The organism is Kitasatospora sp. NPDC051164 (assembly GCF_044455625.1).
GTDB lineage: Bacteria > Actinomycetota > Actinomycetes > Streptomycetales > Streptomycetaceae > Kitasatospora.
In genome coordinates this window covers 1-15,922 of the sequence record NZ_JBITFB010000079.1, presented here as the reverse complement: position 1 = coordinate 15,922, position 15,922 = coordinate 1, and the positions used below count along the sequence as shown (strand labels likewise).

Below are 15,922 nucleotides of genomic sequence, written 5' to 3'. Positions count from 1 at the left end.
CCCATCCTCGAACAACACCCCCACCGGCAACCCCAACAACCCACACACCTCGTCCAACACCCGCGCAAACACCGGAAACACCCGGTACAAACCCCGCCCCATCCCCGCCCACTGACCACCCTGACCAGAGAACACAAACGCCGACCTACCCGAGTCGCGGGCCTCGCCGGTCACCAGCCCGGGATGCACCTCCCCGCGCGCCAGGGCCGCCAGTGCCTCCGGTCCAGTCACCATGGCCCGGTGGGCGAACCGGGTCCGCGCGGCGAGCGCGGCGCCGATTCCGTCCGCGTCGGGGTCCTTGGCCGCGTACGCCTGCAGCCTGCGGGCCTGGGCCCGGAGCGCCTGCTCGGACTTGGCCGACAGCAGCCACGGCACCGGCACCGCGGGCGCTGGGGCGGGCGCGGGAGTGGCAGGGGACTCGGGCGACGTCTTCTCGGCCGGGTCCGGGGCCGGTGCCTCCAGGATCACGTGCGCGTTGGTGCCGCTGATGCCGAACGCCGAGATGCCCGCGCGGCGGGGACGCCCCGTCTCCGGCCACGGCCGAGCCTCGGTGAGCAGCCGGATGTTTCCGGACTCCCAGTCGACGTGCGAGGTCGGCGCGTCGACATGCAGCGTCGGCGGCAACTGCCCGTGCCGCATCGCCATCACCATCTTGATCACACCGGCCACACCGGCCGCCGCCTGCGTGTGCCCGATGTTCGACTTCACCGACCCCAGCCACAACGGCTCCACCCGGTCCCGGCCGTAGGCCGCCAGCAGCGCCTGCGCCTCGATGGGATCACCGAGCGTCGTCCCCGTACCGTGCGCCTCCACCACGTCCACCTCGGACGCCTCCAACCCGGCATTCGCCAACGCCTGACGGATCACCCGCTCCTGCGACGGACCATTCGGCGCGGTCAGCCCATTGGACGCCCCGTCCTGATTCACCGCCGAACCCCGCACCACCGCCAGCACCCGGTGCCCATTGCGACGGGCGTCCGACAACCGCTCCAGCAGCACCAACCCCGCGCCCTCACCCCACGCCGTACCATCGGCCGCCTCGGCAAACGCCTTCACCCTGCCGTCGGCCGCAAGCCCCCGCTGGCGGGAGAAGTCGATGAAGGCGGCGGGTGTCGCCATGACCGTCACACCACCGGCCAGGGCCAGTGAGCACTCCCCCGAGCGCAGCGCCTGCGCCGCCAGATGGATCGCCACCAGCGACGACGAACACGCCGTGTCCACCGACAACGCCGGACCCTCCAGCCCCAGCAGATACGACACCCGCCCCGAGGTCACACTCGTCGCCGTGCCGGTGGCCACATAGCCGTCCGCGTCGCGCGAGATCTGGTCCACTCCGCCCGCGTAGCCGGATGCCCAGATGCCGGTGAAGACGCCCGTCTGGCTGCCCCTCAACGACGTCGGATCGATCCCCGCATCCTCGAACGTCTCCCACACCGTCTCCAGCAGCACCCGCTGCTGCGGATCCATCGCCAACGCCTCACGCGGCGAAATCCCGAAGAACGCGGCATCGAAGCCACCCGCATTCCCCAGAAAACCACCCGACCGCGTATACGACGTCCCCGGACCACCGGCCGGATCATAGATGCGACCCACATCCCACCCACGATCCGATGGGAACTCCCCCACCGCGTCCACCCCACCCGCCACCAAATCCCACAACTCCTGCGCCGACCCCACGCCACCCGGATAGCGGGCTCCCAACCCCACCACCACCACCGGATCATCCGACACCGGAACCCCGACCGGCACGGGCGCGACCGTCCGACGCTCCTTGCCGAGGACCACCTCACGCAGGTATTCGGCCAGCCGGGCCGGGGTCGGGTAGTCGAAGACCATCGTCGCCGACAGCCGGGTCCCGACCGCCGTGGACAGCCGGTTGCGCAGCTCCACGCCGGTCAGCGAGTCGAAGCCCAGGTCCTTGAAGGCCAGGTCGCCACCGATCTCGTCGCTGCGGCCCAGCACGGCCGAGGCGTGGGTGCTGACCAGGTCGAGCAGGATCTCGCGTTGCCGGGCCTCGGGGAGCGATCCCAGCTCGCCCGCCAGTCCGGTGGTCCGCACCGGTTTGCGGGCGCGTGCCAGCGCGCGCAGCACCGGCCGGTCGCCCAGTGCGGACACCTTGAGTCCGGCCGCCACCACCACCGGTTCCGCGGTGTCCAGGCCCCCGTCGAACAGCCCGAGTCCGTAGTCGGTCGTCATCGGCAGCAGCCCGGCGCGGGCGAGGCGTTCACCGTCGGCCTCGGACATCTGCCCGGTCAGCCCGCTGGTCTCGGCCCACCGGCCCCAGGCCAGCGACACCCCCGGCAGGCCCTGGGCGCGCCGGTACGCGGCCAGGCCGTCGAGGTAGGCGTTGGCGGCGGCGTAGTTGGCCTGCCCGGGGCTGCCGAGCGTCCCGGCCGCCGAGGAGAAGAGGACGAACGCCGTCAGGTCCCGCCCTCGGGTGAGTTCGTGCAGGTGCCAGGCCGCCCGTGCCTTGGGCTCCCAGACCGCGGCGAGGCGTTCAGGGGTCAGGGACTCGACCACGGCGTCGTCGAGCACGCCGGCGGCGTGGACGACCGCAGTCAGCGGGTGCGCGGCCGGGATCGAGTCCAGTACGGCCGCCAGCGCCTCCCGGTCGGCCACGTCACAGGCGGCCACGGTCACCTCCGCGCCCAGCCCGGCCAGCTCCTCACACAACGCCGCCCCGCCACCACTGCGGCTGACCAGCAACACATGCCGCACACCCCGCTCGGCCACCAGATGCCGGGCCACACGGCCCCCCAGCGTCCCCGTACCACCGGTGACCAGCACCGTACCGGCCGCATCGAGATCCGCAGGAACAGTGAGGACGATCTTCCCGACGTGAGCGGCCCGGCTCATGAACCGGAAGGCGTCCCGCGCGCGGCGGACGTCCCAGGTGGTGAGTGGTGGCAGACGCAGCTCGCCCGCGTCGAGCAGCCGGACGGCCTCGGCCAGGATCTCCCCCAGCCGCTCCGGTCCCGCGTCGGCCAGGTCGAAGGCCGGCACGCCGGGCCGGATGTCGGCCTTGCCCATCTCCACGAACCGCCCGCCGGGCGCGAGCAGCCGCAGGGAGGCGTCCAGGAACTCACCGGACAGCGAGTTCAGCACCACGTCGAAGGGGCCGAACCGGTCGGCGAACTCCAGGGTCCGGGACGAGGCGATGTGGTCCTCGTCCAGCCCCAGGGCGCGCAGCGCGTCCCACTTGCCCGGGCCGGCGGTCGCGTGGACGTCCGCGCCCCAGAGCCGCGCGAGCTGGACCGCCGCCATGCCGACGCCGCCGGCCCCGGCGTGGATCAGCACCCGGTCGCCGGCCTTCAGCCCGCCCAGGTCGCGCAGGCCGTACCAGGCGGTCATGAACGCGATCGGCACAGTGGCGGCCTGGGCGAACGTCCACTCGTCGGGGATGCGCACCAGCACCCTGTGGTCGGCGACGGCCACCCGGCCGAACGCGCCGGGTAGCAGCCCGGCGACCCGGTCACCCGGCCGCAGCCCGGTGACCTCGGCGCCGACCTCGGTGACGACGCCCGCACCCTCGCTGCCGAGCAGCGCCGGGTCCGGGTAGACGCCGAGGGCGATCAGCACGTCCCGGAAGTTCAGGCCGGCCGCCCGCACGGCGACGCGCACCTCCCGGGGCCCGGGCGGGGCCTGCTCGTACGGCAGGAAGGCGAGGTCGTCCAGGCTGCCCGTGCCCGCCTGCGTCAGCCGTCCGTCGAACGCCTCGGGTGCGGAGCGCACGAGCCGGGGCACGTAGACGGCCCCCCGGCGCACCGCCACCTGGTCCTCGTCGCCGACCGACAGGCCGTCGGGCAGCTCGTCGGCGTCCACGAGCACGAATCGGCCGGGGTGCTCGGACTGCGCGGACCGGACCAGGCCCCAGACGGCTGCGGCTTCCGGGTCGCTCACCTCGTCACCGGGAACGACGGCGACCGCTCCCCGCGTGCGCACCACGAGCCGTTCGCCGGGCCCGGCCAGGAAGTCCTGGACGGCCGTCAGCGCCTCGGCGACCGAGCCGGGCGAGACGACGGCGTCGCCGAGTGCGCCTTCGCCGGGGGTCAGCGGAATCCAGTCGAGGGCGTACAGCGGGCCGCGTTCAGCCATCGGACGGGTGGTCAGCGCCTCGATGGTCGCCACGGGCTCGCCGGATCGGCCCGCCAGGTGGACGGCGTACGTCCCGGGGCGCACCACCGTCAGCCGCACGCGCGCGGAGGTCACGCCGGTGCGGTGGACCGCGATCCCGCCCAGCGAGAACGGCAGCCGCACGTCGCCTTCCGTGCCGGACAGCAGCGCCAGCGGTTGCAGGGCGGCGTCCAGCAGGGCCGGATGGACTGAGAACCGGGCCGCTTCCGGCACGGTGACCTCGGCGAACACCTCATTGCCGCGGCGCCACACCGCCTGCACGGCCTGGAAGGCCGGCCCGTACTCGTAGCCCGCCGCGGCGAGCGTGTCGTAGAGCCCGGTGACCGGTTCCGCGCCGGCCGGCGGCCATTGCGTCAGCTCCTGCCCGACCACGGGATTCCCGCTCACCGTGCCGGTGGCGTGCCGCACCCAACCGTCCGTACGGGACCGGACGTCGACCGTGCGGCGGCCGGTCTCGTCCGGCTCGCCCACGACGACCTGCACGTCCACCGCGCCGTCCGCGGGCAACGTCAGCGGCGCCTCCAGGACCAGTTCCTCCACTGCCGCCCCGGCCGCGTGCACCACCAGTTCCACGAACGCCGTCGCGGGCAGCAGCACCGTCCCCAGGACGGAGTGGTCCGCGAGCCAGGGGTGGGTGGCCAGGGAGAGCCGACCTGTCAGGACCCGCTGCTCGCCCACCTCGACAGCGGCGCCGAGCAGCGGATGGTCCACCGAGTCGAGCCCGGCCGCGGACACGTCTCCCGCGCCTCCGGCGAGCCAGAACCGCGTCCGCTGGAAGGGGTAGGTGGGCAGCGCCACCGGCTCCCCTTCGGGGAACGGCCACCGCACCGGCACACCCGTGACGAACAGCCGCGCCGCGGCGGCCAGGAACTCGGCCGGGGTGCCGTGGTCGCGGCGCAGCGTCCCGGTCACCACACCCGCCTCGTGCTCCTCCAGCGCAGGCGTGAGCACCGGGTGCGGGCTGATCTCGACGAAGACGGGGTCGCTGCCCGAGGCGAGCAGCAGCCGGGTGGTCTGGTCGAACAGCACGGGTTCGCGGAGGTTGCGGTACCAGTAGTCGGCGTCGAGGGCGGAGGTGTCGATCTGCTCGCCGGTCACCGTCGAGTAGAACGGGATCACCGCCGGGTGCGGTGTGATGCCGGCGAGGTCGGTGAGCAGTTGCTCGCGGATCGCCTCGACCTGGACGGAGTGGGCGGCGTAGTCGACGGGCAGGCGACGGGCGCGGATGCCGTCGGCCTCACAGGCCGCCAGCAACTCGTCCAGCGCATCCAGGTAGCCCGACACGACGACCGAACCGGGGGCATTGACCACCGCCACCGTCAGCCGGCCGTCCCAGCGGGCCACGAACTCGGCGGCCCGCTCATGCCCGAGGCCGACCGACACCATCCCACCCTGGTCCGCCAGGGCGACCAGGGCCTTGCTGCGCAGGGCAACCACCTTGGCGGCGTCATCCAACGACAACGCCCCCACCACATACGCCGCCGCGATCTCCCCCTGCGAATGCCCGACCACGGCATCAGGCTCCACACCATGAGCACGCCACAGCTCGGCCAGCGCCACCATCACCGCGAACAGGGCCGGCTGCACCACATCCACCCGCTCCAACGAGCCACCGCCGACCAGCACCTCCACCAACGACCAACCCGTGTACGGCGCCAACGCCACATCACACGCATCGATCGCCTCCCGGAACACCGCCTCCGAGCCGTACAACTCCCCACCCATACCCACCCACTGCGCACCCTGCCCCGGAAACACGAACACCGAACGACCCAGCGAACGGGCGGCCCCGGTGACCAGACCCGGCGCCGACCGGCCCTCCGCCAGTGCGTCCAGGGCCGCGGCGGTGCCCACCACCACGGCCCGGTGCTCGAACACGGTGCGGGCAGCCAGAGCGCCCCCGACCGCCGCCCGGCTCACCTCGGGACGTACCGCGGTGAAGGCGCCCAGCCGGCGCGCCTGCTCCCGCAACGCCGCCTCCGACTTCCCCGACAACACCCACGGCACCACCCCTCCCGCGGACCCCGTCGAAACCCGGACCGGCTCCTCAGCAGCCGCCTCGATCACCACATGCGCGTTCGTACCGCTGATGCCGAACGCCGAGATGCCCGCGCGACGCAGGTGACCGTTGTCGGGCCAGGGCCGGGCCTCGGTGAGCAGCCGGATGTTTCCGGACTCCCAGTCGACGTGCGAGGTCGGCGCGTCGACATGCAGCGTCGGCGGCAGTTCACCGTGCCGCATCGCCATCACCATCTTGATCACACCAGCCACACCGGCCGCCGCCTGCGTGTGCCCGATGTTCGACTTCACCGACCCCAGCCACAACGGCTCCACCCGGTCCCGGCCGTAGGTCGCCAGCAGCGCCTGCGCCTCGATGGGATCACCGAGCGTCGTCCCCGTACCGTGCGCCTCCACCACGTCCACCTCGGACGCCTCCAACCCGGCGTTCGCCAGCGCCTGCCGGATCACCCGCTCCTGCGACGGACCATTCGGCGCCCCGAGGCCGTTGGAGGTGCCGTCCTGGTTCACGGCCGAACCCCGCACCACCGCCAGCACCCGGTGCCCATTGCGACGGGCGTCCGACAACCGCTCCAGCAGCACCAAGCCGGCGCCCTCACCCCAGGCCGTACCATCGGCCGCCTCAGCAAACGCCTTCACCCTGCCGTCGGGAGCCAGGCCGCGCTGGCGCGAGAACTCCGTGAACCCCAGCGGGGTCGCCATCACGGTCACCCCGCCGGCCAGGGCCAGCGAACACTCCCCCGAGCGGAGCGCCTGCGCTGCCAGGTGGATCGCCACCAGCGAGGACGAGCAGGCGGTGTCCAGCGAGACCGCCGCGCCCTCCAGCCCCAGCAGGTAGGCGATCCGGCCGGAGGTCACGCTGGTCGCGGCGCCCGTACCGAGATAGCCCTCGGCGTCGGCGGGTGCCTGGTCGCCGTAGCCGGATGCCCAGATGCCGGTGAACACGCCCGTCTGGCTGCCCCTCAGCGACGTCGGATCGATCCCCGCGTCCTCGAACGTCTCCCACGCGGTCTCCAGCAGCACCCGCTGCTGCGGGTCCATCGCCAACGCCTCGCGCGGCGAAATCCCGAAGAAATCGGCATCGAACCCCGCCGCGTCCGCGAGAAAACCACCCGACCGCGCATACGACGTCCCGGGATGATCCGCATCCGGATGGAACAACCCCTCGACGTCCCACCCGCGATCACCCGGAAACGCCCCGATCGCATCCACCCCACCCGCCACCAGGCCCCACAGCTCCTCCGGCGACCCCACCCCACCCGGCAACCGGCACCCCATACCCACGATCACCACCGGATCAGCCCCATCACCCACCGACACCACCGGCACCACCGACACCGGCACCACACCCCCACCCGCACCGAGGATCCCGCTCAGCAGGTGCTCGGCGAGTTGCCGCGGGGTGGGGTGGTCGAAGGTGACGGTGGCGGGCAGGCGCAGGCCGGTGGCGGTGTTGAGCCGGTTGCGCAGTTCGACGGAGGTCAGGGAATCGAAGCCGAGGTCCTTGAACGGCTGCCGGTCCCATGCGGCCCCCGGTTCGCGGTGACCGAGGACGGCTGCGGTGTTGGCGGTGACCAGGTCGAGTGCGGCTCGCAGCCGTTCGGCCTCCGGCAGTGACCGCAGGCGGTCGGCGATCGCGCCGTGCCGCGCCGTGCGCCGGGCCGCCTTGCGGGAGACGAGGCCCTTGAGGGCCGCCGGGGCGCCCGCCATCACGGAGAGGTCGAGGCGTACCGGCACCAGCGCGGCCCGGTCCGTGGCCAGGGCCGCGTCGAACAGCGACAGGGCGTGGCCGGTGGCCAGTGGCACGACCCCGGCTCGCATCAGCCGGTCCTGGTCGGCACCGGTCAGGTGCCCGGTCATGCCGCTCAGCTCGGCCCAGTAGCCCCAGGCCAGCGAGGTCGCCGGCAGTCCGAGGGCGCGCCGGTGCACGGCGAGGGCGTCGAGGAAGGTGTTGGCGGCGGCGTAGTTGGCCTGCCCGGGGCTGCCGAGCGTCCCGGCCGCCGAGGAGAAGAGGACGAACGCCGTCAGGTCCCGCCCTCGGGTGAGTTCGTGCAGGTGCCAGGCCGCCCGTGCCTTGGGCTCCCAGACCGCGGCGAGGCGTTCGGGGGTCAGGGACTCGACCACGGCGTCGTCGAGCACGCCGGCGGCGTGGACGACCGCAGTCAGCGGGTGCGCGGCCGGGATCGAGTCCAGTACGGCCGCCAGCGCCTCCCGGTCGGCCACGTCACAGGCGGCCACGGTCACCTCCGCGCCCAGCCCGGCCAGCTCCTCACACAACGCCGCCCCGCCACCACTGCGGCTGACCAGCAACACATGCCGCACACCCCGCTCGGCCACCAGATGCCGGGCCACACGGCCCCCCAGCGTCCCCGTACCACCGGTGACCAGCACCGTACCGGCCGCATCGAGATCCGCAGGAACAGTGAGGACGATCTTCCCGACGTGAGCGGCCCGGCTCATGAACCGGAACACGTCGACCGCGTCCCGAACCCCGCGTACGTCCAACGGCAGCGGTGCGAACTCGCCGTCCGTGAAGGCCCGTACGACGGCGTCCAGGATCTCGCCGAGCCGTTCCGGCCCCGCGTCGGCGATGTCGAACGCCCGGTAGACGATGTCGGGATGGTCGGCCGCGTCGCGGATGTCGGTCTTGCCCATCTCCACGAACCGGCCGCCGGGCCCGAGCAGCCGCAGGGAGGCATCGACGAACTCGCCGGACAGCGAGTCCAGAACCACGTCCATGGGCGGGAACTTCTGCTCGAACTCCAGGGTGCGCGACGAGGCGATGTGGTCCTCGTCCAGTCCCAGGGCGCGCAGGGTGTGCCATTTGGCCGGACCGGCGGTGGCGAACACCTCCGCCCCGAGCCGCCGGGCCAGTTGGATCGCCGCCATGCCGACGCCGCCGGTGCCGGCGTGGATCAGGACCCGGTCACCGGCCTTCAGCCCGCCCAGGTCGCGCAGGCCGTACCAGGCGGTCAGGAACACCACGGGCACTGCCGCGGCCCTGGCGAACGACCAGTCGTCGGGCATCCGGACCAGCAGCCGCTGGTCGGCGACGGTGACCGGGCCGAAGGCGCCGGGGACCAGGCCCATGACGCGGTCGCCGGGGCGGAACCGGGTGTCCGGGCCGGTTTCGAGGACGACGCCCGCGCCTTCGCCGCCCATCAGGGCCTCGCCGGGGTAGACGCCGAGGGCGATCAGCACGTCCCGGAAGTTCAGGCCGGCCGCCCGCACGGCGATCCGGACCTGCCCGGGCTCCAGCGGCTCCATGAGCTCCGGGCGGGGCACCAGCGCCAGGTCGTCGATGCTGCCGGTGCCCGTGTCCTCCAGCCGCCAGGTCCCGTCTGGCGGGGTGAGGCTCCCGCCGACGCGGACCAGGCGGGGGACGCGCAGCGCCCCTTGGCGTACCGCCAGTTCCGGCTCGTCCGTGCCGGCGATCAGGGCGGGGTCCCAGGTCGGGTCGGCGTCGACCAGGACGAACCGGTCGGGGTGCTCGGCCCGCGCGCCGCGGACCAGGCCCCAGACCATCGAGTGGTGGAGGCCGACCACGTCACCGGGCGCGGCGGCGACGGCGTTGCGGGTGACGACCGCCAGCCGTGTCCGCTCGCCCGCCAAGTGGTCCCGGATCACGGCGAGTACGCTCTGCGCGCTCTCGTACGCCGCCTCGACGGTGTCCGCCTCGGGCTCCGGCCCGGGCACCTCGTAGACGACCAGGTCCGCGGGGTCGCCGCACGTCGATGCCGATTCGAAGGGGACCCAGTCGAGTGCGTACAGGCTGTCCGGGACGCCGGTGGCGTCCCGGACGGTCAGCGACGTGATGACCGCGACCGGGGTGCCGTCCGGATCGGCCACGGCCACGGTGTACGTGTCCGGCCCGGTGGCGGACAGGCGTACGCGCAGCGTCCCGCGGCCCGCGGGCCGTATCGCCACTCCGGTGAACGCGAACGGCAGGCCGGTGCGGTCGGTGAGGAAAGCCATGGGGTGCAGTGCGGCGTCGAGCAGCGCGGGGTGCAGGGCGAACGGTTCCTCGGCGGGAAGCCCCACCTCGGCGTAGACGGTGTCGCCGACCCGCCAGGCCGCCGTGACGCCCTGGAACGCCGGCCCGTACTTGTAGCCGAGCACGGACAGCGAGTCGTAGAGCCCGTCGACGTCGAGGGGCTCACCGGCCGGCGGCCAGTCCCAGGTGCTCAGCACCGGCTCCTCGCCCAGGGTCCCGGTGGCGTGCCGCACCCACTCGTCGCCGTCACGCGAGTACACCGTGAGCGGGTTGCGGCCGTCGTCCTCGGGGCCCACGACGACCTGGAGGTGCACCGGGGTGTCGTCGAGGACGAGCGGCGTTTCGAGCACCAGTTCCTCGACCGCGTGGCCGAGCCGGCCGGCCGCGTAGGCCGCCATTTCCGCGAACGCGGTGCCGGGCAGGAGGACGGAGCCCCGCACGGCGTGGTCGGCCAGCCACGGGTGGGTGGCGAGCGAGATCCGTCCGCTGAGCACCGCGCCGTCGGGCAGTTCCACGAACGTGCTGAGCAGGGGGTGGTCGCCCGACTCCGTCGGGACGGGCCGCAGCCAGTACGGCTGGCGCTGGAAGGCGTACGTCGGCAGGCTGACGGGCTCGGTGTCGTCCGGGAACCGCCAGTCGACCGGGACACCATGGACGTGCAGGCGGCCGAGCGGGGTGAGGAAGTCGTCCTGGTCGCGCCGGAGCGTGCCGGTAGCGAGGAGGTCGGAGCCGTGGTGGTGACCGGTCTCCTCGACGGCGGAGACCAGGACCGGGTGCGGGCTGACCTCGACGAAGACGGTGTGGCCGTGGTCGAGCAGCGCACGGGTGGTCTGGTCGAACAGCACGGGTTCGCGGAGGTTGCGGTACCAGTAGCCGGTGTCGAGGGCGGAGGTGTCGATCTCCTCGCCGGTCACCGTCGAGTAGAACGGGATCACCGCCGGGCGCGGTGTGATGCCGGCGAGGTCGGTGAGCAGTTGCTCGCGGATCGCCTCGACCTGGACGGAGTGGGCGGCGTAGTCGACGGGCAGGCGGCGAGCGTGGATGCCGTCGGCCTCACAGGCCGCCAGCAACTCGTCCAGCGCGTCCAGATCACCCGATACCACCACGCTGTCAGCCGAGTTGACCACCGCCACGGTCAGCCGGCCGTTCCAGCGGGCCACGAACTCGGCGGCCTGCTCATGCCCGAGCCCTACGGAAAGCATGCCGCCCTGGTCGGCCAACACCGCCAGCGCCCTGCTCCGTAACGCCACCACCTTGGCGGCGTCCTCCAACGACAACGCCCCCACCACATACGCCGCCGCGATCTCCCCCTGCGAATGCCCGACCACGGCATCAGGCTCCACACCATGAGCACGCCACAGCTCGGCCAGCGCCACCATCACCGCGAACAGGGCCGGCTGCACCACATCCACCCGCTCCAACGAGCCACCGCCGACCAGCACCTCCACCAACGACCAACCCGTGTACGGCGCCAACGCCACATCACACGCATCGATCGCCTCCCGGAACACCGCCTCCGAGCCGTACAACTCCCCACCCATACCCACCCACTGCGCACCCTGCCCCGGAAACACGAACACCGAACGACCCAGCGAACGGACAGTCCCGGTGACCAGACCCGGCGCCGACCGGCCCTCCGCCAGTGCGTCCAGGGCCTCCACACTGCTCAGCACCGCACGGTGATCGAAACGCGACCGCCCCGCCAACGCCCGACCCACCGCAGCCGCGCCAACCCCCGGATGCCCGGCCAGGAACGCCCCCAGCCGACGCGCCTGCTCCCGCAACGCCACATCCGACTTCCCCGACAACACCCACGGCACCACCCCTCCCGCGGACCCCGTCGAAACCCGGACCGGCTCCTCAGCAGCCGCCTCGATCACCACATGCGCGTTCGTACCGCTGATGCCGAACGCCGACACGCCGGCACGGCGGGGACGCCCCGTCTCCGGCCACGGCCGAGCCTCGGTGAGCAGTGAGACACGACCCGCCGACCAGTCGACGTGGGAAGTCGGCGCGTCCACGTGGAGGGTCCGCGGCAGTTCACCGTGCCGCATCGCCATCACCATCTTGATCACACCCGCCACGCCGGCGGCGGCTTGCGTGTGGCCGATGTTCGACTTCACCGACCCCAGCCACAACGGCTCATCCCGCCCCTGACCGTAGGTCGCCAGGAGTGCCTGCGCCTCGATGGGGTCGCCAAGGGTGGTGCCGGTGCCGTGGGCCTCCGCCGCGTCCACGTCCGCCGTCGACAGTCCGGCATTCGCCAACGCCTGCCGGATGACGCGTTCCTGGGACGGACCATTCGGCGCCGCAAGCCCGTTCGACGCGCCGTCCTGGTTCACCGCCGAGCCCCGGACGACCGCCAGCACCCGGTGGCCGTTACGGCGGGCGTCGGACAGGCGTTCCAGCAGCAGCAGGCCGGCGCCCTCACCCCAGCTGGTGCCGTCGGCCGCCTCGGCGAACGCCTTCACCCGGCCGTCGGCGGCAAGCCCCCGCTGCCGCGAGAACTCGACGAACCCTGCCGGCGTCGCCATCACCGTCACGCCACCGGCCAACGCCAGCGAACACTCCCCCGCCCGCAATGCCTGCGCCGCCAGATGGATCGCCACCAGCGACGACGAGCACGCCGTGTCCACCGACACCGCCGGACCCTCCAGCCCCAGCAGGTACGACACCCGCCCGGACGTGGCGCTGGTGGCTGTTCCGGTGGCGAGAAAACCTTCGAGGTCCGGCGGCGGCTGGTTGCCGTAGCCGGAGGACCACAGGCCGGTGAACACGGCGGTGCGGCTGCCGCCGAGTGTGGTCGGGTCGATGCCGGCGTACTCGAAGGTCTCCCAGGCGGTTTCCAGCAGCACCCGCTGCTGCGGGTCCATCGCCAACGCCTCGCGCGGCGAGATACCGAAGAACCCGGCGTCGAAGCCGGCGCCGTCGGCGAGGAAGCCGCCCGATCGGCTGTAGGTCGTGCCCGGCCGGTCCGGGTCAGGGTCGTAGACGACGTCCCATCCACGGTCCGGCGGGAATGCGGTGATCGCGTCGGCACCGTCCGAGACGAGCCGCCACAGGTCGGCCGGGGACTCCACTCCGCCCGGGTAGCGGCAGCCCATGCCGATGATCGCGATCGGCTCGCGCGCGGCCTCCTCCATGTCGGCGAGGCGCTTACTGAGCACTCCCAGGTCGGCCGTGGCGCGCTTGAGGTAGGTGCGGAGCTTCTCTTCGTCAGACATCGCTACTGCTCCTCAGCGTTTCGGGACTCGCCCGATCGGATGACCTCGGTCCTGCGGTGCGCATCGTCCAGAAGGCTGAACAGTTCGTCGTCGCTGGCCTCGTCCACACCGGCCGCGGAGCCGGTGCGTTTGCCGGTCCAGGCCGCGAGTAGTGCTTCGAGGCGGGCCGCGACGGTCTCGTAGTCGGCGTCGGCGGCTGCCGCGTCCAGGGTGGACTTGAGCTGGTCGAGTTCGGCGAGCAGGGGGTCGGGTTCGGTGCCGTGCAGCCGTGTGTGCAGGAAGGCGGCGAGGCGGGTCGGTGTCGGGTGGTCGAAGACGAGCGTGGCGGGCAGGCGCAGGCCGGTGTCCGCGTCGAGCTGGTTGCGCAGTTCCACGGCCGTGAGCGAGTCGAACCCGATGTCGGTGAACGCCTGGTCGGGGTTGACCGCCTCCGGTGACGAGTACCCCAGGACGAGGGAGACCTGGCCCACGACGAGTTGCAGCACGTCGGCCTGCGTCCACACGCGGTCGGCGGTCTGCCTGCGCCGGGGCCGTACCAGCTCCCGCAGCAGGGCGGGCGGATCGCCGGCGCGGCGCAGCGCCGGCAGGTCGAACCTGACGGGGGCGAGGGTGGGGGTGCCCGCGGTCAGCGCGGCGTCGAACAGGGCCAGCGCGTCCGTCGTCGGCAGCGGCCGTACGCCGGCCCTCGCCAGGCGGTGCCGGTCGGTGGCGGTCAGACCTCCGGTCATGCCGCTCGCCTCTGCCCAGTAGCCCCAGGCGAGCGACACGGCCGGCTGTCCCTGGGCGTGCCGGTGTGCGGCGAGGCCGTCGAGGTACGCATTCGCCGCCGAGTAGTTCGCCTGGCCCGCGCCGCCCAGCACACCGGCCGCCGACGAGAACAGCACGAACGCCTCCAGGTCCGAGGTCAGTTCGTGGAGGTGCCGCGCCGCGAGGGCCTTCGGCTCCCACACGCGCGCGAACTGCTGCGGGGTGAGGGATTCCACGACGGTGTCGGCCAGCGTGCCCGCGGCGTGGATCACCGAGGTGACCGGGTGTTCGGCGAGCAGCCGCGCCACCGCCTCGCGGTCGGACACGTCGCACGCCACGATGTCGGCGGTCGCGCCCAGCGCGGCCAGGTCGGCGGTCAGCGCGGCCGCGCCGGGGGCGTCCGGGCCGCTCCGGCTGACCAGCAGCAGGTGCCGCACGCCGTGCCGTACGGCGAGGTGGCGGGCGATCGTGCCGCCCAGGGTGCCGGTGCCGCCGGTGACGAGCACCGTGCCCTCGGGGCTGAGCGGCGAGGGCAGCGGTTCGGTCCGCGCCCGTTCGAGGCGGGGGACGTGAACGGCGCCGACGCGGATCGCGAGCTGGGGTTCGTCACCGGCCAGCCGGACCTCGTCGCCGTCGTCACCGTCGACCAGCACGAACCGGCCGGGGTGCTCGGTGGCGGCCGACCGGACCAGGCCCCAGACGGCGGCGGCCTGCGGGTCGACGTCCTCGCCCGGACGGACCGGCACGGCGTTGCGCGTGGCGATCACCATGCGCGGGGTGTCCGTGGTGAGGAAGTCCTGGATCACCCGCAGGGTCTCGACGGGCGAGGTGGCGTGGTGGACCGGGATGTCCGGTTCGGTGGTCGCCGCTTCCAGGACCGGCCACACCACCTGGTACGGCACGTCCCGCGTGGTGGCCCCGGCCGGCCGGCGCAGGGTCAGCGAGGCGATCTCGGCGATCGGCGCGCCCGACTGGTCGGCGAGGCCGATCGCGCAGGAGTCCTGGCCGGTCATGGTCAGCCGGACCCTGGCGTGCTCGGCGCCGCGCCACCAGGAGATCCCGGCGAAGGAGAACGGCATCTTCGCCCGGTCGTCGGCGACGGTCACGGTCTGGATCGCGGCGTCGAGCAGGGCGGGGTGCAGGGCGAACCGGGTGTCACCGGGGGGTACAGCCACCTCCGCGTAGAGGGTGTCGCCGTCGCGCCAGGCCGCTTGCAGGCCTTGGAAGGCCGTGCCGTAGGCGAATCCGGCGTCGGCCAGGTTGTCGTAGAAGGCGTCGAGGTCGACGGCTTCGGCGTGCGGCGGCCACTGCCGTGCCCAGGGCTCCCGTGGTGCGACGGGTACGGCGCCCAGGCTCCCGGTGGCGTGCCGTACCCACTCGCCGTCCGCGCGCGAGTGGATCGAGACGCTGCGCCGGCCCGCCCGGTCGGGGCCGACGGTCACGGACACCTGCACGCCGTCCGCGACCACCAGCGGTGTCTCCAGCGTCAGGTCCTCGACCGCCGGGCAGCCGACGTGTTCGCCGGCCCGGAGCGCCAGGTCCACGAACGCCGCGCCGGGCAGCAGGGGCGAGCCCGAGATGACGTGTTCGGTGAGCCACGGCTGCGCGGTGGTGGCGAGTTGTCCCGTCAGCACCACGCCGTTGTCGTCGGGGAGTTCCATGGCGTCCCGAAGCAGCGGGTGGTCGATCCGGCCGTCACCGGTCGGTGCCGGGGTGGTGGGCTGGAGCCAGTAGTGCTGGTGCTGGAAAGCGTACGAAGGCACACGCACGCCCGACGTCCCCGCCGTCGTGGCCGCGGGCGGCG

The 15,922-nt window shown here is 73.0% G+C and carries 2 protein-coding genes; both read right to left on the bottom strand.

Features of this window, described 5'->3' with window-relative positions:
- Window positions 1–13,371, bottom strand: a 13,371-nt coding sequence (locus ACIBEC_RS46750) for an SDR family NAD(P)-dependent oxidoreductase (RefSeq protein WP_396290795.1), incomplete at its 3' end; no start/stop codon positions are given.
- Window positions 13,372–13,373: 2 nt separating this feature from the next.
- Window positions 13,374–15,881, bottom strand: coding sequence for a type I polyketide synthase (locus ACIBEC_RS46745; RefSeq protein ID WP_360510235.1), 2,508 nt, complete (start codon window positions 15,879–15,881; stop codon window positions 13,374–13,376).
- Window positions 15,882–15,922 lie beyond the last annotated feature (41 nt).